General features: G+C 34.6%; 23 protein-coding genes. 16 read left to right on the forward strand and 7 right to left on the reverse strand.

The window, feature by feature from the left end; all coding sequences use genetic code 11:
- On the reverse strand, positions 1-714 hold the full coding sequence (locus tag SO785_RS00195) for a C39 family peptidase (protein ID WP_021721394.1): 714 nt from the start codon (positions 712-714) through the stop codon (positions 1-3).
- A 117-nt stretch (positions 715-831) separates the two neighbouring features.
- Here SO785_RS00195 and SO785_RS00200 point away from each other — a divergent pair, with 117 nt between their 5' ends.
- Positions 832-1,365 carry a hypothetical protein gene (locus tag SO785_RS00200; RefSeq protein WP_011254564.1) on the forward strand — a complete coding sequence of 178 codons (534 nt, stop codon included), beginning with the start codon at positions 832-834 and terminating at the stop codon, positions 1,363-1,365.
- A 34-nt stretch (positions 1,366-1,399) separates the two neighbouring features.
- Here SO785_RS00200 and SO785_RS00205 read toward each other — a convergent pair whose 3' ends face one another.
- Positions 1,400-2,335 carry a ribonucleotide-diphosphate reductase subunit beta gene (locus tag SO785_RS00205; RefSeq protein WP_011254563.1) on the reverse strand — a complete coding sequence of 312 codons (936 nt, stop codon included), beginning with the start codon at positions 2,333-2,335 and terminating at the stop codon, positions 1,400-1,402.
- A 2-nt stretch (positions 2,336-2,337) separates the two neighbouring features.
- Positions 2,338-2,784 carry a class Ib ribonucleoside-diphosphate reductase assembly flavoprotein NrdI gene (nrdI, locus tag SO785_RS00210; protein ID WP_003549835.1) on the reverse strand — a complete coding sequence of 149 codons (447 nt, stop codon included), beginning with the start codon at positions 2,782-2,784 and terminating at the stop codon, positions 2,338-2,340.
- 123 nt (positions 2,785-2,907) lie between these two features.
- Between nrdI and SO785_RS00215 the strand changes: the two genes are divergently transcribed.
- Positions 2,908-3,528 (forward strand): LVIS_2131 family protein, encoded by a 621-nt coding sequence (locus SO785_RS00215; RefSeq protein ID WP_003549837.1) that lies wholly within the window; start codon positions 2,908-2,910, stop codon positions 3,526-3,528.
- 32 nt (positions 3,529-3,560) lie between these two features.
- Here SO785_RS00215 and SO785_RS00220 read toward each other — a convergent pair whose 3' ends face one another.
- A complete protein-coding gene (locus SO785_RS00220; protein ID WP_003549839.1) occupies positions 3,561-5,072 on the reverse strand; it encodes an O-antigen ligase family protein in 1,512 nt (503 codons plus the stop codon).
- An 88-nt stretch (positions 5,073-5,160) separates the two neighbouring features.
- Positions 5,161-5,460 carry a DUF2187 family protein gene (locus tag SO785_RS00225; RefSeq protein WP_003549842.1) on the reverse strand — a complete coding sequence of 100 codons (300 nt, stop codon included), beginning with the start codon at positions 5,458-5,460 and terminating at the stop codon, positions 5,161-5,163.
- 104 nt (positions 5,461-5,564) lie between these two features.
- Here SO785_RS00225 and SO785_RS00230 point away from each other — a divergent pair, with 104 nt between their 5' ends.
- From SO785_RS00230 to SO785_RS00250, 5 genes are all read left to right on the forward strand, one after another.
- On the forward strand, positions 5,565-6,107 hold the full coding sequence (locus SO785_RS00230; RefSeq protein WP_021721393.1) for a guanylate kinase: 543 nt from the start codon (positions 5,565-5,567) through the stop codon (positions 6,105-6,107).
- A 193-nt stretch (positions 6,108-6,300) separates the two neighbouring features.
- Complete coding sequence (locus SO785_RS00235) at positions 6,301-6,855, forward strand: C40 family peptidase (protein ID WP_011254561.1); 555 nt, start codon at positions 6,301-6,303, stop codon at positions 6,853-6,855.
- A 297-nt stretch (positions 6,856-7,152) separates the two neighbouring features.
- On the forward strand, positions 7,153-7,941 hold the full coding sequence (locus tag SO785_RS00240) for a C40 family peptidase (protein ID WP_003549854.1): 789 nt from the start codon (positions 7,153-7,155) through the stop codon (positions 7,939-7,941).
- Between the two features lie 154 nt (positions 7,942-8,095).
- Positions 8,096-8,995, forward strand: coding sequence for a C40 family peptidase (locus SO785_RS00245; protein ID WP_003549855.1), 900 nt, complete (start codon positions 8,096-8,098; stop codon positions 8,993-8,995).
- Between the two features lie 185 nt (positions 8,996-9,180).
- On the forward strand, positions 9,181-13,311 hold the full coding sequence (locus SO785_RS00250) for a BspA family leucine-rich repeat surface protein (RefSeq protein ID WP_021873977.1): 4,131 nt from the start codon (positions 9,181-9,183) through the stop codon (positions 13,309-13,311).
- A gap of 610 nt (positions 13,312-13,921) precedes the next feature.
- Here SO785_RS00250 and SO785_RS00255 read toward each other — a convergent pair.
- The gene (locus SO785_RS00255; RefSeq protein ID WP_003549859.1) at positions 13,922-14,932 is read right to left on the reverse strand and encodes a CAP domain-containing protein; all 1,011 of its coding nucleotides are present in this window, start codon (positions 14,930-14,932) and stop codon (positions 13,922-13,924) included.
- Positions 14,933-14,947: 15 nt separating this feature from the next.
- Positions 14,948-16,213: a GTPase HflX gene (gene hflX / locus SO785_RS00260; protein WP_003549861.1), complete on the reverse strand. Its 1,266-nt coding sequence runs from the start codon at positions 16,211-16,213 to the stop codon at positions 14,948-14,950.
- A gap of 165 nt (positions 16,214-16,378) precedes the next feature.
- Here hflX and SO785_RS00265 point away from each other — a divergent pair, with 165 nt between their 5' ends.
- The 9 genes from SO785_RS00265 (at position 16,379) to SO785_RS00305 (ending at position 24,520) form a co-directional block, all read left to right on the forward strand.
- Positions 16,379-17,434: an LCP family protein gene (locus SO785_RS00265; RefSeq protein WP_003549863.1), complete on the forward strand. Its 1,056-nt coding sequence runs from the start codon at positions 16,379-16,381 to the stop codon at positions 17,432-17,434.
- A gap of 21 nt (positions 17,435-17,455) precedes the next feature.
- Positions 17,456-18,331: a YveK family protein gene (locus SO785_RS00270; protein ID WP_003549864.1), complete on the forward strand. Its 876-nt coding sequence runs from the start codon at positions 17,456-17,458 to the stop codon at positions 18,329-18,331.
- Positions 18,332-18,346: 15 nt separating this feature from the next.
- Positions 18,347-19,129 carry a CpsD/CapB family tyrosine-protein kinase gene (locus SO785_RS00275; protein ID WP_021873976.1) on the forward strand — a complete coding sequence of 261 codons (783 nt, stop codon included), beginning with the start codon at positions 18,347-18,349 and terminating at the stop codon, positions 19,127-19,129.
- Positions 19,130-19,131: 2 nt separating this feature from the next.
- Positions 19,132-19,902 (forward strand): tyrosine-protein phosphatase, encoded by a 771-nt coding sequence (locus tag SO785_RS00280; RefSeq protein WP_021873975.1) that lies wholly within the window; start codon positions 19,132-19,134, stop codon positions 19,900-19,902.
- Between the two features lie 92 nt (positions 19,903-19,994).
- Positions 19,995-20,645 carry a sugar transferase gene (locus SO785_RS00285; protein WP_021721391.1) on the forward strand — a complete coding sequence of 217 codons (651 nt, stop codon included), beginning with the start codon at positions 19,995-19,997 and terminating at the stop codon, positions 20,643-20,645.
- A gap of 8 nt (positions 20,646-20,653) precedes the next feature.
- Positions 20,654-21,427 carry a DUF4422 domain-containing protein gene (locus SO785_RS00290; protein WP_003549870.1) on the forward strand — a complete coding sequence of 258 codons (774 nt, stop codon included), beginning with the start codon at positions 20,654-20,656 and terminating at the stop codon, positions 21,425-21,427.
- Between the two features lie 16 nt (positions 21,428-21,443).
- Positions 21,444-22,325, forward strand: a complete 882-nt coding sequence (locus tag SO785_RS00295) for a glycosyltransferase family 2 protein (RefSeq protein ID WP_011254560.1) — start codon at positions 21,444-21,446, stop codon at positions 22,323-22,325.
- Between the two features lie 12 nt (positions 22,326-22,337).
- The gene (locus tag SO785_RS00300; protein ID WP_021721590.1) at positions 22,338-23,483 is read left to right on the forward strand and encodes a glycosyltransferase; all 1,146 of its coding nucleotides are present in this window, start codon (positions 22,338-22,340) and stop codon (positions 23,481-23,483) included.
- Entirely contained in the window at positions 23,480-24,520 is a 1,041-nt protein-coding gene (locus SO785_RS00305) for a glycosyltransferase family 2 protein (RefSeq protein WP_003549884.1), read from the forward strand. Before SO785_RS00300 ends, SO785_RS00305 begins: the two co-directional genes overlap by 4 nt.
- The last annotated feature ends 15 nt before the right edge of the window (positions 24,521-24,535 follow it).

Consider the following 24,535-nt stretch of genomic DNA (forward strand, 5'->3'; position numbering starts at 1 on the left):
TTACTTAATGTATAATGCTTGTTTGCCTTGTTGATTATAGCTATTTTCAAGATTATTCCAATTGACAGCTTGATTTTTAATACCATAAGGATTGTTTAAATAAACAATCCTTTTTTTCTTGTCATAACCAGTAATTACGCAGGCATGAGAAGATGGAGTTACATTTACTTTTCCGGTGTTAGTTTCCCAAGTTTGCATATTATTAACACGATTAAAAGTAGTGGTAGTAATAATCAAAACCGGATGACCATCTGATACGAGCTTTAATATACTTAAAAAATCGCTCCCTGTTGCATTTTGAATACGGTTAGTATATTTACGTGCAACGTTATAAAGCGGCCCATTATAAACACACCATCCTGCATTTTCAATGGACATATAACCAACAAATCCTTGATTTGGATTGCCTCTATATTTACCATTATTGGTAAAGGAACTGACATGCTGGATATTTTGAGCTAATTCATTTTTAGTTACTCTAATGCCATAATAATTCATTAGCATTGATAAACTAGTTACTTCACAGCCGTTAGGTAAATCTGGCATTTGATTTTCAATGGGCACATTTAACTTTTGTTCTTCTTTCATTGAAATCCAGTTAAATTCATTATCAATTTTATTTTTAACTAGGATATAAGCTAAGCCCATAACGAGGATTAAAGCTGTTGGAATAATTATATATAAATATTTGTAATTAGTTTTTTTGTGTTTCATGTTGTTCATTTTAGCAAATAAAAATATTAAAGTAAGATTTTAGTATCTAAAAAGATGACAAAAAATTTTTTTGTAGTATGTTTGTAATAGATTAACCAAGAAAAAGGACAATTTATTTTGAAGATTAATTTAAAAGATTTAAATGATAAAATTAAAAATCAAGATTACATCCAAGATCTTGAGACAGTTAAATATGCTGATATAAGTAAATCTAAAAGCAAAATCAAACCATATGCAGAAAAGATGATTAAAGAAGTTTTGGCTGCATATAAGCATGATTCACTGGTACAAACCCAGTTAGCAGTGATTGGTCAGCGTCCAGTTACCTTTGCATTAGAGACGAATATTATTAACTTGCCTTATGCTAATTATAAGAAAATTGCTAATTTCTTTGAAGAAGGTCAAGAATATCCGATCAATGTTTATTTTGAGACACGTTCAGAATATGTGAATGTATCTGGCTTTAGAATTGATCAACTTGCTAGCGAAGAAGAAGTTGAAAAAGATAGCAGTGCAATTGTTGATAAGTTAGTTGAAGCAATTATTGAAAAATTGACCGTAGTCCGTGAATATAAAAAGCCTGAAAAAACTAAAACTGAAAGTAAGGAAAAGACGACAACTACTAAAAAGAAAACGACAACTAAGAAGTAAAAAATAACCGCTGGCTTAGCCAACGGTTATTTTTTTACTTAATTTCTTTGAATTTATTTAAGCTGTGATCATTAGTGTAGTAGAAGAAATCTTCAAATACCGCACTTTTAATTACACCTTGTTCAAGAACTGGATTGATTGTGTCTGATGTATCAGGATATTTCCCTGGGAATCCTAAGTTTAAGTAAGCTTTATTTACACTATAATACATGTAGTGTAAAGCATCTTCAGTCCAACCTGTCCCTTTGTAGAGTAATCTGATGTGTTTTTCTTCGTTTTTCACAAGTTCATCATACAAGTTATCAATCCAATGCTTAAGGTCCTCTTGTTCGGTTTTGCCTAACTTTTTATAGCCAAGACGGAACTTATAACCAGGATAAATACCACTGAATGATGTGCCGCGTAGAGCTAATTTGATAATTTCAGCAGTTCTAACCATCTTGCCTTGCCCAAATAGGTAAAGTGGAGCAAAAAAGCCTGAATGATAAAGAGCTGTTTCCAAAATTACATTGCCAGCTTTCTTTTGCAAGGCATCCCCACGTTGATAAATTTTATTCAAAATGTGAATCTTCTTTTGCAAATAAGGACTATTGTTAGCCCAATCAAATGCATTATCAACTTCTTCTGGAGTAGCCAATTCACGTAAGACATAGCTGTAACTCTTATTAGCAATTGATTCCAAATACTGTAATGCATTTAAGACTGCTGCTTCTTCAGGCGTAATTGCGTCTACCTTAATTTGCTCAATACCGCTTTTCATTTGTAAACCAGATGAAAATGAAAGAGCGCTAAACACATGAAGAAGTGTACATCTTACAGGACTGGGTAATTGTAAAAATTCTTTTTTGTCTTCTTTTACTGGAACATGACGTGGCTCCCAAATGATATCATTTAACCGAGCCCAAGCGGATTTATCTACTTTATCCTCCATGTCATTCCAATTTATTGCTTCGTAATATTTCTTTGTCATATTTAATCTCTATAATCACTCAAAAAGCTAATATTTCCACGTAATTCTTTCGGCTTTTGAACCTCTTTGGTACTCTGTCCTGCAGAAAGATCATGAACAATTTTACGGACATTTTTAACATCTTGATTAGTACCACTAAATTCTAACAGATAAAGAATGGGTACTTTTAAAGTTGCTGCGATCTTTTTAGCAGTTTGAGCAAAAAGGTCGTTAAAGTTTCGATTGCCACAACCTATAATTCCAATGATATTTTTCTTATTATCTTTATACGTCAAAAAATCAACAACGGAATCCATCATAAAGTCCTGATATGAAGGGACAATTAAAATATATTTTTGCCCCATGTCATACTTAGGGTTGGCATCGCTGATTTGATGGGCTTTTAACTGTATTTTATCAATAAAACGTTCAGTTTGCCCAGTTATTGAATAAAATGCTATTGCTACCATATTTTTCCCTAATAAATCTAGTGTACTTAACTATATCTTCTCACCCTAAACCCAAGTATTCAATATATATACTATTCAATTTTTTAAATTTTTCACCTATAATAAATTAAAAGGAGGCTGCTTATGTTTAGCTGGAATATTATTGGGATCCTAATATGGGTCGCTATCATTCTTTATTTAGTCTTTATCATCCAAAACATTCGTAAACGTCGAATTAAGATGATTATTAAACAACATAAACGCTTTAGTTGGCCTAACTTTTTACTTAATGCAATTGAAATTGTCATTTTATTAGTTGCTGCTGGTTGGATGTTTAATCAGACCTTTATGGATAATCCAGATTTAGAAGATGCCAATCGCATTACTTCAACGGTTAAATATGATCCGTTAATTATGAATACTGGGACTGGTAATTCTAGTTATGTGACAATTAATTCAGCTAAGAAGAAATATGGTTCACAGACTTATACTTTTTATCGAGCAGGAAGTAAAATAACTGCGTCAAGCGATTATGCGTCAATTGCATATGGAAACACTTCTTTAGATGTTAATGCTGAGAAAATCCCGTATGTTAAAAAAGAATTGGCGAAGATGGACAAGAAATACCAACGTGCTTATGTTGCTGTTTATACAGCTAAATATAAGAAAAATTGGCAAAATGGAATAGGGATGCATGCAGGTCATTTAGCTACGCGCTATTACTTGATTCGCATTCCAGATGCAAGTTTTATTAAACAGAAGTAAAAAAATAACTGACTAGTGTCAGTTATTTTTTGTTATTCCGTCTTTTTTCGAGTAACTTCGCTAAGCAAACTTCCTTCAGCAAAAGCTAAGATAAAGCTAGCAGTTAAGAAGTCCATGACATTGCCTGATAAAAATGCTGCAAAGAGCATGAAAGCAATTGACAAAAGCATTGAGCTAATTAAATATGTACGTTTTTGTTTATTCATTAACCACTTAATTGCGGCATAGAGTAGGATAACTATATATGGCTCAATGAAGAGTAACATGCCTAGCCACCCCAGTGAATAGACCTGGCTAGTGAAATCGCGCTCTAAGTTAAAGATATTAGTTTCTCGAGTATAGGAAATACCGAAAACTTTATCTAATTTATTGTTGTTAGTCTTAAGTACTTGATCCAGCATGGCCTTTTCGACGTGACGGTTTTCCATTCTAGAAGTGCCTGGCTCATTCATGATCTTAAGCCAGAATTCTGGATCATATTTATAAGGGTAGCTCTTAGTGACAAATTTTTTGTTTAAAGCATAATCTTGATAATGCTTTTCGATAAAGTCAGTTAAAAATTCTTTGCGCTTTTTTCCAGTAGGATACTTCTTTAATCCTTGAGCTAATTCTTGTTTAGCTTGAGTTAAACTGTTGTCGGATTGTTGAGCTAGATATTTTTCGTAATTGTAGCGCTGAATTGCTGGGCCAAAAGGAATGATCGCAATTGTGCCGGTTTCCATTAAAAGAGCAACGAGGACAGCTTTCCCATTTTTTTGAACATCTTTAACAATAAATAGATGAAAGACATAAAGCAAAATACCGATAATAATGCCACCGATTAAGCCGATCAAGGCAACTTTGGTTCCAAGTTCAATCATGGCTAAAGCTTGAACAATATTTAGTGTGACAATCCTCCAGTTGAAGTGACTGAACATGAAATAGAGCATTAAAGGCATGAGCATGAAAAGAACTGCCGATACCATATTCGTAAAGTTGAAGAAACCTTTAGAAGCCATGTGCGAATAGCCAATGTTGGGGTTAATGAACCATTCAAAGATATTGGCACTAATAAAGCCGGTTTCGTAACTTCTAAGTGAAATGACGAATAAGTTACTAATCACGATGGTGAACGAGAATAGACCGCTAATGCCTGAAATTACCTGTCTAAATTGTTTGTGAGTAAAATTCAATTCTTTGGTAAAGAAAATTACCATTAGCGGCATAAGCATTCTAATTAAGTAAAATACTTCGCTAACAGTAGAGTAGTTGTAGTCGCTTGGATTAACGCTGTTGAAATGTCTGACATGGATTAAGTGCAAGAGCGAGTAAATAATCAAAAGAGCCAGATAAACGATTAGCCACTTTTCTTGGCCTAATTTTTGCCAGTTTTGCTTTTGGCTAAAAAACATGCAAAAAATTACAAAAACAGCTAAAATCCTGATAATTGTTGGCAGAGTAAATGGCAAAATATTGGCTAATTTACCATTGTAGAACCAATAAAGGTCGAGAAATGGCTGAATAAGAATGAACCAATACAAGACAGTTCTAGTTTTTTCTTTCATACTTTTTCCTTCTTTTACTTTGTATCTTTTTTATTTTAGGCAAAAAAATATCCTGCGCAAATACGTAGGATACTAAGCAATTAGAAAATTATTTTTCTTCTTTTGAAGAATCGTCTTTCTTCTTAGCGATCTTTTCAACCTTAACTTTGTTAGTTGAAGCAGTCTTACTATTTTTAGCGGCGCGAGCAGCCTTTAAGTTCTTGAAGTTAACAACGATCTTGTTGTTCAGGTCACTAACGGCGGTGGTATCAACTGGATCGTATGAAGTAATTGCTAAAAGAGCAGAGTTTTCATAAATTTTTTCTACTTTACCTTGGAACGGCTTCTTAAGTTCTTCTTCTGACTTAGCACCAACAATGGCGCCAACTTTTACATCTGCTTTTTTCATAGGCTTGTCTTCCTTTCTCGATAATCACGATAAAAAGTCTTAGTCTTTCTAAACAGAAGCATGTTAATATAGATGAGCAATATTTTCAAGTGGGGGACTTTCTTTTGAAAAAAATAATTCTGATCGCGGGGCCAAGTGGTGCTGGTAAGACGACTATTTCTGATTATTTAAATGAAAAATATGGCATTCCGCGTGTATTGACACATACGACGCGACCGATGCGAGCTGGAGAAAAGCAAGGTGTTTCATATCATTTTGAAACAGATGAAACTTTTAACCAGCTCCATTTCTTTGAACATATTACTTATGGTTCATATCAATACGGCTCAAGTCGTGAAGCATTAAATCTCGCTTGGAAAAAGAACGACTTAGTCTCATTAATTGTTGATATCAAAGGAATCTATTCTTACATTAATCAGTTGAAAGATAAGGTATATTTTTTATACATTACTACTTCAACTAAAGAAGAATTAAAAGAGCGCTTGTTAAAGCGAGGAGATGATCCTGCCAAAATCAAGGAAAGGCTTAGTGGCAGTGAGTTAAACGCATTACCGGAGGACTTAAAGCCTTACGCTCATGTATTAGTTAATGATGATCTATCTAAGACTAAGAATGCGCTAGATCAGCTGGTAGCAAGCTTTCATTAATCTTTACAAAGTGGTCTTTTTTACAGATTGTTTTTTTGCTGGAACTGTTTCTTAACGTGATGGTAGTTTTTTTGACACAGTTATGTAACATTCGAAAGGTATTATATAAAACGTCAATTGATTTGGCATTAATTAAGAAATTAAAACGATAAATAAAAAACAAGAAAACAGTTTTTAAAGGAGACAATTAATTTTGATTTTCAAACGTACTTTGGTTAAATACACAGCAGCTTTATCAATTTTCTTTACAGGTCTTTCAGCAGTTAGCGTTCCAGCAACTGTTCACGCTGACGATGTTGAAAATACCACTACTGTTGACACCAACAACTCAGCTTCATCTATTGAAACCAGTACACCTGAATCAAATTCAGTAAAGAAGGTTTCAGCTACAACCCAAAAGCGTAACGCTATTGTTAAGCTTGCTAAGAAGCAAGTTGGTAAGCCTTACGTTTGGGGTGCTACTGGCCCTTACGGATTCGACTGCTCAGGCTTAACTACTTATGTTTACAAGAATGCAGCTAACAAGACTTTACCAAGAACTACTTACGGTCAAATTACTATCGGTAAATCAGTATCAGTTTCAACTAAATCTCTTAAGAAGGGTGACTTATTGTTCTGGGGTAACTCACACGTAGGTATCTACATTGGTAACGGTAAGTTTGTTCACGCTCCAGCTCCAGGTCAAAATGTTAAGACTCAAACTTTAGCATCATTCTACCCATCAGCTGCTAAGCGTGTTATCGGTTAATTCATCTTTTAAAAACAAAAAATACATATATCTAAGAAAGAGAGTTAGAAAAAAGATTTCTAGCTCTCTTTTTACTTTTTCTTAGCATAGTGGATATTTCTACAACAGAAATATGAAAAGGATAACTATTTTTATTAAATTAGTATTACCTTTGTAACTATTTTGTAACATAAGGCAACTATTATAGACATTGTTGGATGTGTTAAATAATTTTTAAGATTTTAAATTATATTAAGTTTAATAGAATTTTCGTTACCGCAGAAATCTAGTTTTGTATTATAGATACAGGAGTACTTAATGAATATTAAGAACAATTTCGTAAAAGTTACTGCAGCTGCTGCTTTAACTATAACCGGTGTGGCTGCAGTAAATGCTGTTCAATCAGATTCAACTACTGCTAATGTTCAAGCTGCCACAATTAAAGTTACAATTAATTATGTTCCAGGATATGGTGTTAACATCTGGGACAACTACAATGGCGGTCACTTCACCGGCCAACGTGCACAACACGGTACCACTTGGGAAGTGTTAGAGCAAAAGTTTGATTCAAAGGGCCGTAATTGGTACAAGATTGGGGAAAATAAATGGATTTTAGCACAATATGCTACAACTGATGCTAGTGCTGCATCAACTAAGACAGCAAATGCAGCTACCAAGAAGACCACTACCACCACTGCTGCAGCTAATAAGACCAAGAAGGTTAAGAAGTCAGTTCAAGCAACTGGGGATGCATCATCAGTTATCACTTTAGCTTCTGCTCAAGTTGGTAAGCCTTATGTTTATGGTGCTCAAGGTACAGATAGTTTTGACTGTTCAGGTCTTACTTCATATGTTTACTCAAAAGCAGCTGGTGTTAATATTGGTAGAACCACTTATGATCAAGTAAAGCAAGGTACTACCGTTTCAATGAATAACCTTCAACCAGGTGATTTACTCTTCTGGGGTTCGGCAAGTGCTCCTTACCATGTGGGTATCTATGTCGGTAACAATCAATATATTCATGCAGCTACTCCTGGACAAGGTGTAGTTAAGCAAACTATCAGCACTTATTTCTACCCAAGTGTTGCTAAACGTATTTTGAATTAAAATCAATAGAAATAAAGTTAAAGGCACCTCACAATTCGTGATGTGTCTTTTTTAATAATACCTAGTTATTTGCGCTTTCTTATAGCACATGTGATAATGGAGTCATTAATGAGAGCAATAGTGGGATTGATTTCGCTACCAAGAGGATTGAATTATGTCAAAGCACAAATTATTTAAATTGGGAGCGGCTGCAGCGCTTTCTGTTACAGGCGTTTCTGCAATAACATCACTTAAAACTGTCCGTGCAGCAAACTTTACTGCCATTAAACGAGTAAAGATTAGTTATTTACCTGGTAAAAGTTTGAATATTTGGACAAATTATGAAAATGGTAAGTTTATGGGCTATCGTGCTAAAGATGGCTCTGTTTGGAATGTAGCTGCGACAGCTGTCGATAGTAAGGGTAATCTATGGTATAAAGTAGGGACGCGTGAATGGATTGAAGCGCGTTATACCGTTGATGTCAATGAAGCAACTGAATCTACTAAGACAGCTACGAAGAAAAAGACATCGGTAGCTACTTTAGCTAATAAAGTTAAGAAAACAACTACGAATGTTAATAAAAAAATTTCTGCCGCATTAAAAGATAATAATACAAATAAGACTAAAGAAGAAAAAGTTAAAAAGGCTAATCAAATCGTTAATGAGACAGTTAAGAAGAATGAAGAAAATAAAAATTCTTCAATGCAAGCTTCAAGTAAAGCTGCTTCAATTGTAGCCCTTGCTAAAGAGCAGGTGGGTAAGCCCTATGTTTGGGCAGCTGCAGGACCTGATAAATTTGACTGTTCTGGCTTAGTTCAATATGTTTACCAACATGCTGCAGGAATTAATTTACCTCGTACTACTTATGATCAGGTTAAAGTGGGACAAACAGTTCCACTTAACCAACTTCAAGCAGGGGATTTAGTATTTTGGGGTTCTGAGACCGCTCCATATCACGTTGCAATTTATATTGGTAATAATCAATATGTCAATGCGGCTACTCCTGAACAAGGAACCATTTTGCAAAATGTATCTAGTTATAATGAGCCTACAATTGCTAAGAGAATATTATAATATGAAAAGGAAAGCTGAAAGTTCAGCTTCCTTTTTTATTTACTCTTTTAAATAACAAAAAATCTAAAATTTAATAATTCGCTAAACAACCGGCTTTAAAGCGTTTTTCCAATTACATAACTATTGTTTTAAAAACTGAAAATAGTATACTCGAGTATATCAAGTGAATGAGGAGACGATGCGAAATGTTATCTAAAAACAACTTTAATGAGAAACTTATGCAAATGAACAATCAAAAAGCTCATTTTTCAATTCGTAAATTAACTATTGGTGCTGCTTCAGTATTAATAGGGATCACTTTTATGGGAATTAACGGTCAAACAGTAAACGCTGATGAAATGACTGGTAATACTCAACCTGAAGCAATGCAAGTTTCAACGGATAAATCTACTGATGCCACTACCACTCAACAGAATGATTCAGATAGTAGTGCTCAAAAGAATGCTGCTCAAACAGTAGAAGTTCCTCAAAATAGTAAACAAGATAATACAGGAGAAACTTCTCAATCAACTACAGATAAAAAAGATACACAAGTTCAAAAAACAGAATCTAGTGAAACAAAGGCTGATACTGCTCAAAGTCAAGTACCCCCAGCTGCCAACCAAACTCAAAAATCAGCTGACCAAAATGTAGAAAATACACAATCACCAGTTGCTAGCAATACTACTCAACCTAAAACACAAAATGACAGCAAATATAACGTTGCTGACTGGGGTGGTAGTCTCAATGATGAAACTCACGAGTACACCTTAAATAAATACAATGGTAGTGATAAAGAAAATATCTACATTCCAAATACAGAAGATTTTATCAAGGCTGGAAAGATTACAGATATCGACAAAGTTTTCATTACTAAGGATTTAATTCAAAACATTACTAAAAATGGCGCAACCAGTATTGTGATTGATGATCAAGGCAGTGAAGATAAAAATAAAGTCTATGCTAAAGGAGACTGGAGCAATGCTTTTGCTGGCTCTACCAAATTAAAGAGTGTCGATTTAAGTCATTTAGATACAAGCCAAGTTACTAGTATGGCTGGTGCATTTAATGGTGATACTGGCTTAAATGATGCTAACTTAAGTGGTTGGAATATTCAAAATATGACTAACTTGTCCTCATTATTTTATGGTGCAAATAATTTGTACAATGTGGACATGAGTGGTTGGAATTTTATTAACAACCCTAATACAAATAGCATGTTTTCATATGCAGACTACAATTTAAAGAGCGTAAATCTTAAAAATGCTAAAAATGTTACTGATGATATATTAAGAATTTACGCTAGAGCAATTAAGAACTCTAACGCAACCACTGCTGACCTAAGTGATATCAATTTATCACCAAATGTTACTAGTTTACATGGCTTGTTTTCTAACATGCCTGACCTTAAGAACGTTAACTTAAGCGGTCTTGATATTAGTCATATTACAGATATGGGTGGCATGTTTTCTGGAGATAGTAATCTAGAAAGTTTAGATTTAAGCGGCTTGGATTTAAGTAAAGTAACCAACACCAATAATATGTTTGACTGGGTTGGTGGAAAGATAAAGAGTGTAAACATTACTAACACTAAGAGTATTCCACGTAGCATCTTAGATATATATCTAAAGGCACTCAGCAATACAGGTACAACGACTGTTGATCTGAGCGGTATTAATCTTTCACCAAATGTTACTAGCTTACATGGTTTATTTGCTAACATGCCTAACCTTGGGAGCGCTAACTTAAGCGGTCTTGATATTAGCCATATTACAGATATGGGCGGTATGTTCTTTAATGATACTTCATTGAAGAGTGTTAACTTATCTGGTCTTAACTTAGAAAAAGTAAAAGATCTTAGCACAGTGTTTTACGGTGCAAATAACTTGGAAAATGTTGATTTTAGTAATACCAAGTTTGCACCAGATGCTAATACAAACGTAATGTTTGCTTTTGCAGATACTAAATTACAAAGCGTAAATATTAATGGTACTAAAAATATTACCCGTGAAGTTTTAGATGCCGTTATTAGAGCAGCTAAGAATTCCAACGCAACTACTCTTGATTTAAGCGGTGTTAGCTTTTCACCAAGTATCACCAGTTTTAATAATCTATTCTCTAATATGCCGAATATTGAAAGTATAGACCTAACTGGCTGGGACACTAGTCATATTACCGATATGAGTTACATGTTCTTTAATGATCCAAAGCTTAAAATTATTAAAGGACTTGAAGATTTCAATACCTCAAATGTAACTAATATGGCATACATGTTTGCTGCTTTTAACAATCCAACAACAGATAATTATGATCCAAAAGGTCTTGAGAGTTTAGGACATTTGACTAAACTTGATTTAAGCAATTGGGATACTTCCAATGTAACTAATATGCTATATATGTTTGCCGGACAGACTAATTTAACTAGTTTGGGTGACCTTTCTAAGTGGAATACTAGCAAGGTAACTAATATGGCCTACATGTTCTATGATTTAAAAAATATAGATGACGGTAAATTAGATCTAACCGGTTGGGATACTTCCAATGTAACTGACATGAGCTACATGTTCTTTAACATGTTCTTACAAAAAGATTTAAGCTTCGTTAATGATTGGAACACTGGTAAAGTAACTGATATGAGTTACATGTTTGCCAATGACAAGAACCTTGAAAAATTAGATCTTTCTAAATGGGATGTAAGTAGTGTTGGGTTAAAGCATACTGAACAAAACTACAGTCTGGCAATGATGTTTGCGGGTGATACTTCATTAACTACTGTTGGTGATATTTCTCATTGGAATACCAAGAATGTTCATGATACTCGTCAAATGTTCTATAATACTCCTAAGTTAACTAACATTGACTTGAGTGGCTGGAATACAGGTAAATTACAAATTGCTGAAGGGATGTTCAACTCCTCTGGCGCTAAGCAAATTAACTTAGATAATTGGGATTTAAGTAATATTAAACGAATTACTCCTGCTGGTTATGTTGAAGGTAAGGCTGGTGTAGGAGTGCTTCGCGGCGTTGAGAATATGTTTAAGAACTTAACCAATCCAGCTGTTATCTCAATGAATAAGGTCATCTTACCAGATGCTAGAAATGCTTTTGAAATTAATGACTTTGAAGGAAATAAAGCAATTGTAGTGATTGCTAATGGTCAAAACGGTGAAGCTCTTCAAGATTTGCTTAAGATTAATAATCAAACTTGGACTGATAAATCTGGAAACAATGTAACTGGACGTCAAAATTCAGATTATGTAACTTACGTTAGAGCTGATGATAATTCTAACCAAATTGGCCAACGCGGATTGAATTTCATCTTTACTAACTTAGATGACTTGCACCAATACTTCAATCAAGTAACTAATGCAGATAATGTTAAAAACGATATTGGCGAATTGAGTCATGATTGGGATGCTCAGCAAGATACTGATAATAATATTGTTAAAATCACATTGCGTTTGTCTCCGGCTAGTTCATATGATCCATATAGTGAAAATATCCATGCTGAAAAAGATGGCAATATTTTAGCAGACTTAATGACCAGCAAATATCAATTACATATTGTTGCTCCAACTAACACTACTGAAACTAAGAAGCCAACCAGAACAATTATTATTGAAAATCCTGATGGCACCACAAGTACTAAAGAGCAAACTGTAGAGTTTAAGCGTGAAGTCACTAAGCATGTCGATGGTACTGAAGAGGCTACGTCATGGACTCCAACAAGTGGTGAATGGACTAAATTTGATGTGCCACAAATTGCTGGATATGATTCTTACGTAGATGGAACTCAGAGCAAGTCTGTTGCTTCAGAACCTGTTAATAAAGATACTGAGAATGTAACTGTAGTAATTACTTATAAGTCAAATGCGGTAAATCCTGAACCAATCATTCCAGATCCAGTAAAGCCAGAAGTTGATCCGGATAAAAAAGATCCACAAGAACCAAAGACAGATCCTGTAACTCCAACACCAGATGAACCAGAAAATCCAAAGCCTGAAAAGAAACCAAGTAATCCAGACAAGCGTAAGGATGATAATTCTAAAGTTGTTAAGCCACATGGTGAAAATAAAGCAGCTAAGAAGAACCATAGTAGTGTTGAACACAAAAAGACAGGTACTCACACTATTAAGCTTTCTCACAGAGTTGCACCAAAGGGCACTCAAGCAACTAATGGTTCAAAGAAATCTACTTCAACTGTAAATAAAGCAGCTGACAACAATAAGAATACTTTGCCACAAACTGGTGAAAAGAAGAGCAATGCCGGCTTAATCGGCTTAGCCTTAATTGCACTTGCAAGTTTAGGATTAATTGATCGTAAACGTCGTGATTAATTAGAACACATCAATAGGAACAATTGTAGAATCATTATAATGAACAAATGCCACCTTGATTAGGGTGGCATTTAGTGTAATAATTGCGAATTGAGCAATAAAAATATATAATTATAAAAGAAAAGGAGCTAGTGAATGGGACTCACTAACTCCGATCGTAACTCAGATGACTGTGTTGTTAGCTAATCCTTGCGATTAGCTTTTTTTATTGTCGCGTAAGCTATCGCTAGACGAATGGCAAATTTGCCCAAAGCGTCTAGGATAATTCTTACTGCAATAGTAAGCACGATCATGGTGCGCTAACTCTCCAGTCTATCCAATTATTCATGACTGTCACCTCCGTAACTTCAGAATTTGAGGGGTGTGTAGTCACGAAGAGTTACTAAGCCTAAGGGAGCGACCACTTAAGCCTAATAACTATTTTAGTTAAAGTTGGAGTTAATATAAATAATAAATCTAAACATATTCTAAAGAGTCTGGGAAAAACTCTAAAATAAAGAAAATACTGATAATTAGCATTTAAACAAATGCTGATATATCAGTATTTTTACTTTCTAAGAAATTAGATTTTAAGTCAAAATAAGACTTATTTCCCAGACTCTTTTTGTATCTACTTTAATTTTCCGTTCTGTCTAAAAAATCTAAATGAGTATGTATAATGCTTGCCAATCTGTACCTTGTACTTATGTGTATTAACTAACTTAATCTTACCTGGGCGATACGTGATCGTTGTGGTATAACCTTCACCGTAAAACATCGTGTTAAAATTGCGTACTTGTGTTGCGCGATAACGTTTCTTCTTTTTGGTGGATAAATCAGTAATATAAATCTTCGGTGTACCAGAGATCTTCTTCGTTGTTGCATACGACCATGGAGTATTCCTGCCAATTAATTCATAGGGAAAGACCGTGGTAGCGGGATAAACAACTTGCTTCTTCACGGGCGTACGCAAGATGTCATCGGCAAATAGTCCGTATTCCACAGAATAGAGCATATCGTTGCTTAAGCCGTATGCCGCACCGATTCCCATCCGCGTTGCGCGAGTAGATAAGATCATGGCCCGGTGGCCGATGTTCCCAGTACCTGCGATATTATTATCCTCGCGAATCAGATCCGTTACTATCTCACCAGCTGAGGTACTACCGGCGTTATCCAAGAAGTTGATATTACCTAAAGTAGAACTTTCAGCGATATCCCAATCAGATTCACTAATATAACTAGGGCGAAGATAGTCAAGTAGGCCATGGGCCTTCAAGTTGGCGGCCGCGTTAACGGAAGCTAACGCTACTGCCCCGATTTGGGCGCTTTGATTGTCTTCGTTATGATTAGCTTCAGCCGGCAGTCCTGCTAATTCACGATAGTAATTAATGTAGCCCATCGTATCAGGAATATATGTAGGAGTTAACGTCCCTGGTGAAAAAGGATCGGCAAAGTTGGGTGCTTGCTGGTAAATGGTATTGCGGTTGTATTTGGTCTTACTCAAGCCGCGATATTCGCGCTGGAAATACTTAACTTTCTTAGCTTCTGATTTAGAATATTTGGCTGCTTGAACAGGTTCACTGCTAAGTGCAACACACCCGAATAACGCAACAGCGATTACCAGCAAATTATGTTTTTTCATTATTCGTTCCTATAATTAGACTAGATATTCTTTAAAACGACCTTGATCATCCGGTGCAATGTTGGCTTCGATGTGGACGCCGTCGTCTTCATAGTTTTCACTCAAGATCTGAGCATTCTCGTGTAAGTAGGCCAGTTCCTTACCTGCACTCAAAGGAAGTGTGAGGTTGAACTTGCCATAATCAGAGAAGACACGCTTAGTGATGAGATCAGCCAAGAGCTTAATTGACTTGGGATCAGTTGCTGAATAAAGAATGTCGCTACCTTCGATCTGTGGATAATTGCGGTCGGTCTTGTCGGCCTTGTTGTAGGCGGTGATCATTGGAATGCCTTTAACGCCGATCTCGTCTAGCACGTTCTGTGTAGTGCGGATCATCTGGACCATGTTAGGGTCGGATGCATCAACCACGTTAATCAAAAGATCAGCGTCGCGTGTTTCTTGCAAGGTTGCCTTGAATGATTCAACTAAGTTGTGTGGTAACTTAGAAATAAAACCAACGGTGTCAGACAAGATAAAACTGAAATTATCTTTTAAATCAATACGACGCACGCTGGTGTCCAGAGTGGCAAAGAGCATGTTCTTAACGAAAACTTCCTTGTCGCTGCCTTCTTTAGAGAATTCGCGGAGTAGGCCGTTCATTGTTGTGGACTTGCCGGCGTTGGTGTAGCCGACAAGAGCAACTTTAGGGATGCGACTTTGATTACGGCGAGCTGATTTAATCTCTTCTTGGCTGGCAACAGCCTTGAGTTCTTTCTTAATAGCAGAGATTTGCTTACCGATTGTCCGACGATTTAATTCAAGTTTACTTTCACCGGCACCACGGTTGGAGAAGCCACCACCACGTTGCTGGTCCAGGTTGTTCTCGGAAGGGTGAAGACGTGGCAATTCGTACTGCAATCTGGCGAGTTGAACTTGTAGCTTAGCTTGCTTAGTTCTTGCACGACTGGCGAAGATTTCTAAGATTAATTCAGTTCGATCAATCACGCGCATCTTGGTTAACTTCTCAAGATTACGGATCTGTACTGGAGTTAATTCATCATTTAAGACCAAGACTTTAGCTTTCAAGCCTTGGGCCATCGACTTAATCTCGTTAATCTTGCCGACACCGAAGTAAGTTCCGGCAACGATTGATTCCGCGTTTTGTGAGCTTTGACCAACTACTTCCATATTATTTGCTTCAGTTAAGTTAGCAAGTTCAGTCATGTAGTAGTCGAAGTTAGGATCCTTCAAGTTAACGCCTGCGATATAGGCCTTAGTTTTTTTAGGTTGATTATCTATCATGTAAACACCTCGTTATTAAAAATGTATGTAAGTTAATTGTATTACATATTTAATATAATATGAAAAAACACGATTATTTAGATTAGAAAACCGTTACAGATCTGGTAAAAAACAGCAGTATGAGTATATAATAAGAAAGTTGTATAAATAAATAAGGGGATCAAAATGGCAGAAAATAATCAACCAAATAATGATGTACGTCGCCATCACCACCATAGACATCACCGTCATCACCATCGTAAGTTTTGGCATTGGTTCTGGATTGTGATCGGCGTTATTGTAGTCATTGTACTTTTTGTTTGTGGTATGGTTTATAAGAATTTACGCGATACCACGCAAAATATGTATACTCCCGTTGCTAAGACAACTAAGAGCAACAAGGGACGTAATCTTGATAATTTGCTAGCGCAGAAAAAACCAATCAATATTCTTTTGCTCGGTACTGATACTGGAGCAATGGGACGTAGCTGGAAAGGACGTACTGATACCATCATGATGATGGCAATTAATCCTAAGACTAATAGTACGTCAATTGTATCTATTCCACGTGATTCAAATGCAATCTTCCCAGATTTCCCACAATATGGAGTAACGAAGATTAACTCTGCTTATACACTAGGCGGAGTTGGTGAAACAGTTAAGACATTGGATAAATACTATAGTGTGCCAATTGACGGTTACATTATGATCAACATGGGTGGTCTTAAGAAGGCTATTGATCAAGTTGGTGGTATTGATGTAACTTCACCATTGACTTTCGACAATATGGGATACCACTTCCAAGAAGGTAAGACCTACCATATGGATGGTAAGAAGGCATTAGCCTTTGCTCAACTTAGACATGGGGATCCACGTCAAGATTATGGTCGTCAAGACCGTGATCGCCGTGTTGTCATGGCACTTCTTAAGAAGTCTATCTCACCTACTACATTACTTAATACTAAATTCTTGAATTCAATCTCAAGTGAAATGCAAACTGACTTGACTATGAATCAAATGTACAAGATCGGGATGGATTATAGACATGCAACAGATAACTTGTCACAAGATCATGCTCAAGGTGTAAGTAAGCAAACTCAGAATCCTAAGTTTGGTACTATGGAAATCGAAGTAGTAAGTAGACAAGAAAGGCAAAGAGTGTCTGATAAATTAAGAGCAGCATTAGGTCTTCCTAAGGTACGAGTTGCTGCTAATAGTGCCAGCTATGTCATGAATCAATAGTAATAGTATAAGGAAAGAGATATGGAACAAAAACAAGAACAAGAAAATACAATCGATCTTACCCAATTATTACGCATTTGCCGTAAGCATATCTGGGCATTGATTCTTTGGAGTGTAGGTCTTGCCTTAGTGGGCTGGGGAGTTTCAGAATTTGTAATTTCTCCTAAATATACTTCAACTGCTCAATTATTAGTTAACCAAAAGAGTCGTAACAATGATCCAAACGCAGCTTATGCGACTCAACAAGCTAACATGCAGATGGTTACTACTTATAAAGACATTGTAACAAGTAACAAGATCTTAACAGAAGCTTCTAATCGTTTGGCCAATCCAACTGTTGTTGTGAAAAAAGCACAAAAAGCAGTGTACAGAACTGATGAAAATGGTAGAAGAAGATTAGTAAGAAAAGCTCAACCAGCTGTAATTGAACGAAGCGGTAAGAGTTATTCAGTTTCTGCAAGTGAACTTGCTAAGAGTATCTCAGTAGGTACCCAACAACAATCACAAGTCTTCTCAATTTCAGCGGAAGCCGATACACCAGCTAAGGCGAAGGCAGAAGTAAATGCAGTAGCTGAAACGTTCCGTAAAGAAATTCCTACTATTATGAGCGTTAATAACGTAACGATTGTGGCAAATGGTACTAATGGTGTTCAATCCTCACCTAACGTTAAGTTGTTCACTCTAGCTGGATTTGTAGTTGGGTTAGTATTGAGCTTTGCTGTAGTTATTATTCGTGAAATGAGTAATACTACTGTTCGTGACGATGAATTCTTAACTCGTGAATTAGGCTTAACTAACTTAGGTCAAATTGCTCACTTCCACTTGTCATCTTCATTTACTATTAAAAAGAGTGCAAATATGACTAATCGTGGACAAGCTAAGAGACGTAGAGTATAAGAGTAGGAGGACAAAATGCCATTATTTAAGAAAAAGCGTGGTACAGATGAAACTATTAAACATGGTGCTAAGTTAATCACTGTAGCTAAGCCAAAGAGTCCAATAGCTGAACAATTCCGTACTGTTCGTACTAATATTAACTTTATGGCAGTGGATCATGACATTAAGTCTTTAGCATTTACTTCTGCTAATATTAGTGAAGATAAATCTACTGTGGCTGCTAACGTTGCTGTTACTTATGCTCAAGCAGGTCGTAAAGTCTTATTGGTCGATGCCGACTTACGTAGACCTACAGTGCACTCAACCTTTAACTTAAGTAATCATGTTGGTCTTAGTACGGTTATCTCTTCAACTGCTAAGGAAGTTGATCTTGATAGCGTAGTACAAGAGAGCGGCGTAGATAATCTTTACGTGTTAACGGCTGGTCCGATGCCACCTAACCCGGCAGAACTGATAGGTTCTAAGCGTATGCGTGACTTTGTTAAACTTACTGAAGAACACTACGATTTAGTTATTATCGACTTAGCTCCTGTTCTTGAAGTATCTGATACACAAGAACTTGCTAGTCACTTAGATGGGGTTGTCTTAGTAGTTCGCCAAGGGAAGACGCAAAAGATGGCCATTAAGCGTGCTGTTGAAATGCTTGAATTTGCAAAGGCACGTATCTTGGGTTACATCATGAATGATGTAAGTTCTGATAATGCGGGTTATGGCTATGGTTACGGCTACGGCTATGGTTATGGCTACGGAGAAGAAGATACAAAGAAAAAAGGATTGTTCTCTAAATTTAGGAAGTAATTATGACTTTAGTTGATATTCACTGTCACATTTTGCCAGGAATTGATGATGGATCAAAAGATTGGGAAACATCAATTAAGTTGGCAAGGGATGCTGTAAAAGATGGTATAACACATGCAGTATGTACACCACATACGTTAAATGGAAAATATCTTAATCACAAAGATGATGTGATTCGATTAACTGAGAACTTTCAAGATATGCTTGATGAAGCAAAGATTCCATTAACAGTATTTCCTGGGCAAGAAGTGCGTATTTCAGGCGATTTGCCTGATGCATTAGATAATGATGACATTCTCTTCTTAGATGAAGAGGGACAATACATGTTATTGGAATTTCCAAGTGATGATGTACCAACTTATGCTAAAGATATGATCTTTAGCATTCAACAACGTGGTATTACACCAATTGTTGTGCATCCGGAACGTAACAGTAGAATCTTAAAAGAGCCACATATCTCGCAAGAATTAATTGAGCAAGGTTGTCTAGTTCAAATTACTGCTAGTTCATATGTTGGAACATTTGGCCAGAAAATAGAAGAAATGAGTAGACGCTTCATTGAAGCTGGACAATGTGCTTGCTTTGCATCCGATGCTCATGATCTGCCTAAGAGACAATATGAATATAGTGCAGCATTAAAGAAGTTGAGCAATGAATTTGGAAGTGGACGTGCTCAAGAATTCGAAGATAATGCTCGCGCAATTGTGAACGGCGATAATGTTCAATTGAATTGGCGACCACTTAAGAAAAAGAAGAAGTTTTGGTTATTTTAATCATAGAAATAAAGAAGTATTATAATACAGCTTTAGGAGTAGTTGGTTTTTAAGTAAGTTACTAAGTAAAAAAGAGGATAAGAGGAATAATGATGGCGATGGAAAGACTGAAAGTTAATCCTAAGAAGGTATATAATCGACCTTTTTATCACACAGTTAAGCGGTTATTTGATATCGTAGCCAGTGCGATTGGATTAGTTCTTCTATCACCATTATTTTTGTATCTAATTATTAGAATTAGACACGAAGATGGTGGCCCAGCATTTTATTCGCAAGAGCGAATTGGTAAGAATGAAAAGCCATTTAGAATGTGGAAGTTTCGTTCCATGGTTGTTAATGCAGATAAGATGCTGGATAAATTAGAAGATCAAAATGAAGTCAATGGAGCTATGTTTAAGATTAAAGATGATCCAAGAATTACCAAAATTGGGCATATGATTCGTAAATATAGTCTTGATGAATTACCACAATTATACAATGTTCTGATCGGAGACATGTCGTTAGTAGGACCACGTCCACCTCTTCCTTCTGAAGTTGAAGAGTATACGGATTATGATAAACAACGTCTATTAGTTATGCCTGGGTGTACTGGACTTTGGCAAGTAACGCGTAGAAATGAAGCAGACTTTGATGAAATGGTATGGCTTGATATTGTTTATATCAATCATTCTGGATTGTGGGAAGACTTTAAATTGATTATTAAGACCGTATTAGTTATGATTCATCCGAATGGGGCTTATTAAGGAGTTTTATGAAAATAAAAATTTTAGTTGCTGCACATAAGAAATTTCCAATGCCAAATACTGATGGATATATGCCTGTGTTAGTAGGTGCAGCTAAAAATTATAAACCAGACATTAAATATCAAAGAGACGACGAGGGTGATAATATATCTTTTAAGAATCCAAATTATAATGAACTGACCGCTGTTTATTGGGCTTGGAAGAATTTGGAAAATGTAGATGCAGTAGGTCTTGTCCACTATCGTCGTCTCTTTTTTGATACGAAACCGTATACGTTAAGTAATGTTATTAGTATCAAAAAAATAGAAGAATTACTAACTCAATATGATGTAATCCTTCCTAAAAAAAGAAACTATTATATTGAGACAAATTATTCTCATTATATACATGCTCATCATCGGGAACCTTTAGATAGAACGAGAGATGTAGTTGCCCAAAATTATCCACAATATTTATCAAATTTTGATAAAGCAATGCATAGAAGAAAAGCGCATATGTTTAATATGTTCATAATGCGTAAAAAGGTTTTTGAATCATATTGTAATTTTGTTTTTGGTGTATTGAGTAAATTAGAAAATATAATAGATATTTCAAATTATTCTGTACAAGAAGCAAGAGTATATGGATATATTTCAGAATTGTTAATGGATGTTTGGCTTGAAACTAATGGAATCAAATATGTTGAAATGCCATGGGGACAGATTGGCGGTAAGAATAATGTGAAAAAGGCTATTTTTCTTATAAAAAGAAAGATGGGAATAAAGACTAAAACACACTTTTAAATTGTAGGGAAAAATTATGAATAATATAGCAGCGATAGTAGTTACATATAATAGAAAAAAATTATTAAAAAAATGTATTAAAGGACTAAAAGAGCAAACAGAAAAAGCTGATATCATTATTATTGATAATATGAGTACTGATGGTACTTTAGAAATGTTACAGCCTTTAATTAATTCAAACGAAATAATTTATCACTCGACTGGAAAAAATATTGGTGGTGCTGGTGGCTTTTATGAGGGAATAAAACTAGCTTATGAAATGGGATATAAATATTTTTGGTTAATGGATGATGATTGTATTCCAACTTCTTCCGCTTTAGAAAAATTAATGAATGTAGTAAATGAGAAAAAAAATTTTGGTTTTTTGGTAAGTAAAGCCCTATGGAAAGATGGAGAAGTATGTAAAATGAATATACCTAAGATAAAACTTACCAAGCAAGTAAATGATTTCTCAAAAAAGGTTATTCAAATTAAAATGGGAACATTCGTTTCGTTTCTAACCTCAAGAGAAGTAGTAGAAAAAGTAGGATTACCTATAAAAGAATTCTTTATTTGGGGGGATGATTTGGAATATAGCCAAAGAATTTCCCAAAAATTTCCATCTTATTTGGTTACAAATAGTCTTGTGTATCATGAAACTAAATTGAATGAAGGGTCTAATATTGCATTAGATAGCGTTGATCGTTTAAAACGATATAAACTTGCATATAGAAATGAAGTTGTTTTGTTTAAAGAAATGGGATTGCAAGGGCAAATGTATCAATATTTTCGTTTAGTTCTGCATTGTGGACGGATTCTGTTTAAGAGCAAAGATCATAAAAAAGAACGATTGAATATTATTTTTCAAGGCACACGAGCTGGATATAATTTCCATCCCGTAATAAAAAATATCAAATAGAAAAGGAAAAATATGAGAGTTTTAATTGTACATAATAGAGAAATTAGCGATTTTCCGCCTGTTAGAAGTCTGGTTGATGCTTTAATAGCTAATAAAGTTAAAACCACTATAATTACTCGAGATGAAAATAATGTATTAGATAGTTATGGTGATAAATTAAAAGTTTTGGAATTATTGCCATATGCTTCAAATGGTAATTTTAAAAATACTTATAAATTTTTTGAAAATAGAAAGCTAATTAGAAAATGGGTAAAGAAGGAGATGAAAAATAATGATATTATTTGGACAACTACGGATGCAACTGTTCGAGAAATTGGACCTGATTTGCTTAATTACAAACATGTTATGCAATTAATGGAATTAGTTGAATACGTGCCAAAATTCCCTTTAATTCCTAAAAAAAATTTATTTAAATTCAATATAACTAAATATGCCCATCATGCTTGGAAGATAGTGGTACCTGAAATAAATAGAGCTTATATTCAAAAGGTATGGTGGGATCTTGAAAAAACTCCTAAAATTTTACCCAATAAACCATATAAAATTAACTTTGAAAATAAAGATGATGATACTTCAAGAATATCAGATATTATAGAGACAATGCGAAGTGATCAACGATTAAAAATATTATATCAAGGTGTATTTGATAAAGATAGAAAATTAGATGAATTTGCAAAGACAATTGAAAATGAAAGTGATAAATTTTGTCTTTATATAATGGGAAAACAAAATAAATATAGTAAAGAACTTTGTAAAAAATATCCCCATATTCGATATATACCATATATAACATCACCGAATCATTTGAAAATAACAAGAGAAGCAGATATTGGATTACTACCATATTTTCCAGTAAGAGTTGGTAATAATTCAATATTAAATGCGTTATATTGTGCACCGAATAAAATTTATGAATACTCTGCATTTGGTAAGCCAATGCTAGGAACTGATGTCTTAGGGTTAAAATATCCTTTTGAAAAGTATAAAATGGGGTATACGGTTTCAAAATTAGAAGAAAAAGAAATTTTAGAAAAATTAAATAAAATACTTGTCAATTATCAGAAGATGAGTGAAAATTCCAGACGTTTCTTTCAATCTGTTAATTGGGATAAGAAAATTGATGAAATTTTGGAGATTAAAGAAGAGGAAAAAGATTGAAGAAAAAAACATTAACTATCGGGGTAGCTGCATATAATGCGGCAAAAATTATTTCTAATTGTTTAGATAGTTTACTCATTGATGAAGTAAAAAATGATATAGAAGTTTTAGTTATTAATGATGGCTCCACAGATAACATACAAAGTGTTGTAGCTACGTATGAAAATAGATATCCTAATAGTATACGGTTAATTAATAAAAAAAATGGAGGACATGGTTCTACAATTAATAAGACAATAGAAGAAGCTAAGGGCGAGTATTTAAAAATGGTGGATGCTGATGATAGTGTTGAAAAACAAGGTTTCATAGCATTAGTACGTCATCTGAAGAAAACCAATGCTGATGTTGTTATGTCACCGTATTATAGAGTAAATATTGTTAATAATCATAAAAAATTAATAGGTTATTTAAAGTCTTCGAATAAGGAGAGTATTGTTGATAATAAACTCGTAAATCTGCAGGATATTTATCAAGACTTATTGGTAGCAATGCATAGTTTGACTTACAGGACTACTTTGTTAAAGGAAAATAATTATAAAATAGATGAACATTGTTTTTATGTGGATGTTGAATATTCTATTTACTATTTCTTAAAAGCTAAGAATGTATTATTACTTAATGAACCTGTATATAACTATAATATAGGTTCCTCTGATCAAAGTGTTAATATAGATAATATGAGAGCTAGAAGGGCGCAACACTTAAGGGTAGCAAAAAGTATGGTGAACTTTTATAAAAAAGAAAGAAATAAAATTCCTTCATATATGAAAAGCTTTTTTAAAAATAATATAGTTAATATGATCTTAGTTAATGAATATAAGTTATTAATGTCACTAAAATCAAGTAAAAACTCAAAAATAGAATTGATAAAATTCGATAAATATTTAAAAAAGAATTCTATTGAGTTATATGAGGGTGTCACAACCTTTAATAATAGTAAAAAAATAAAACTACTTAAAATATTGAGAAAAATAAATTTTAATGGATATACCATAGTTCATAATTTATGTAAAAAGTCGTTGACTACTCATATATAAATTAATTAGTAAGGT

The organism is Lactobacillus acidophilus, from assembly GCF_034298135.1.
Classification (GTDB): Bacteria; Bacillota; Bacilli; order Lactobacillales; family Lactobacillaceae; genus Lactobacillus; species Lactobacillus acidophilus.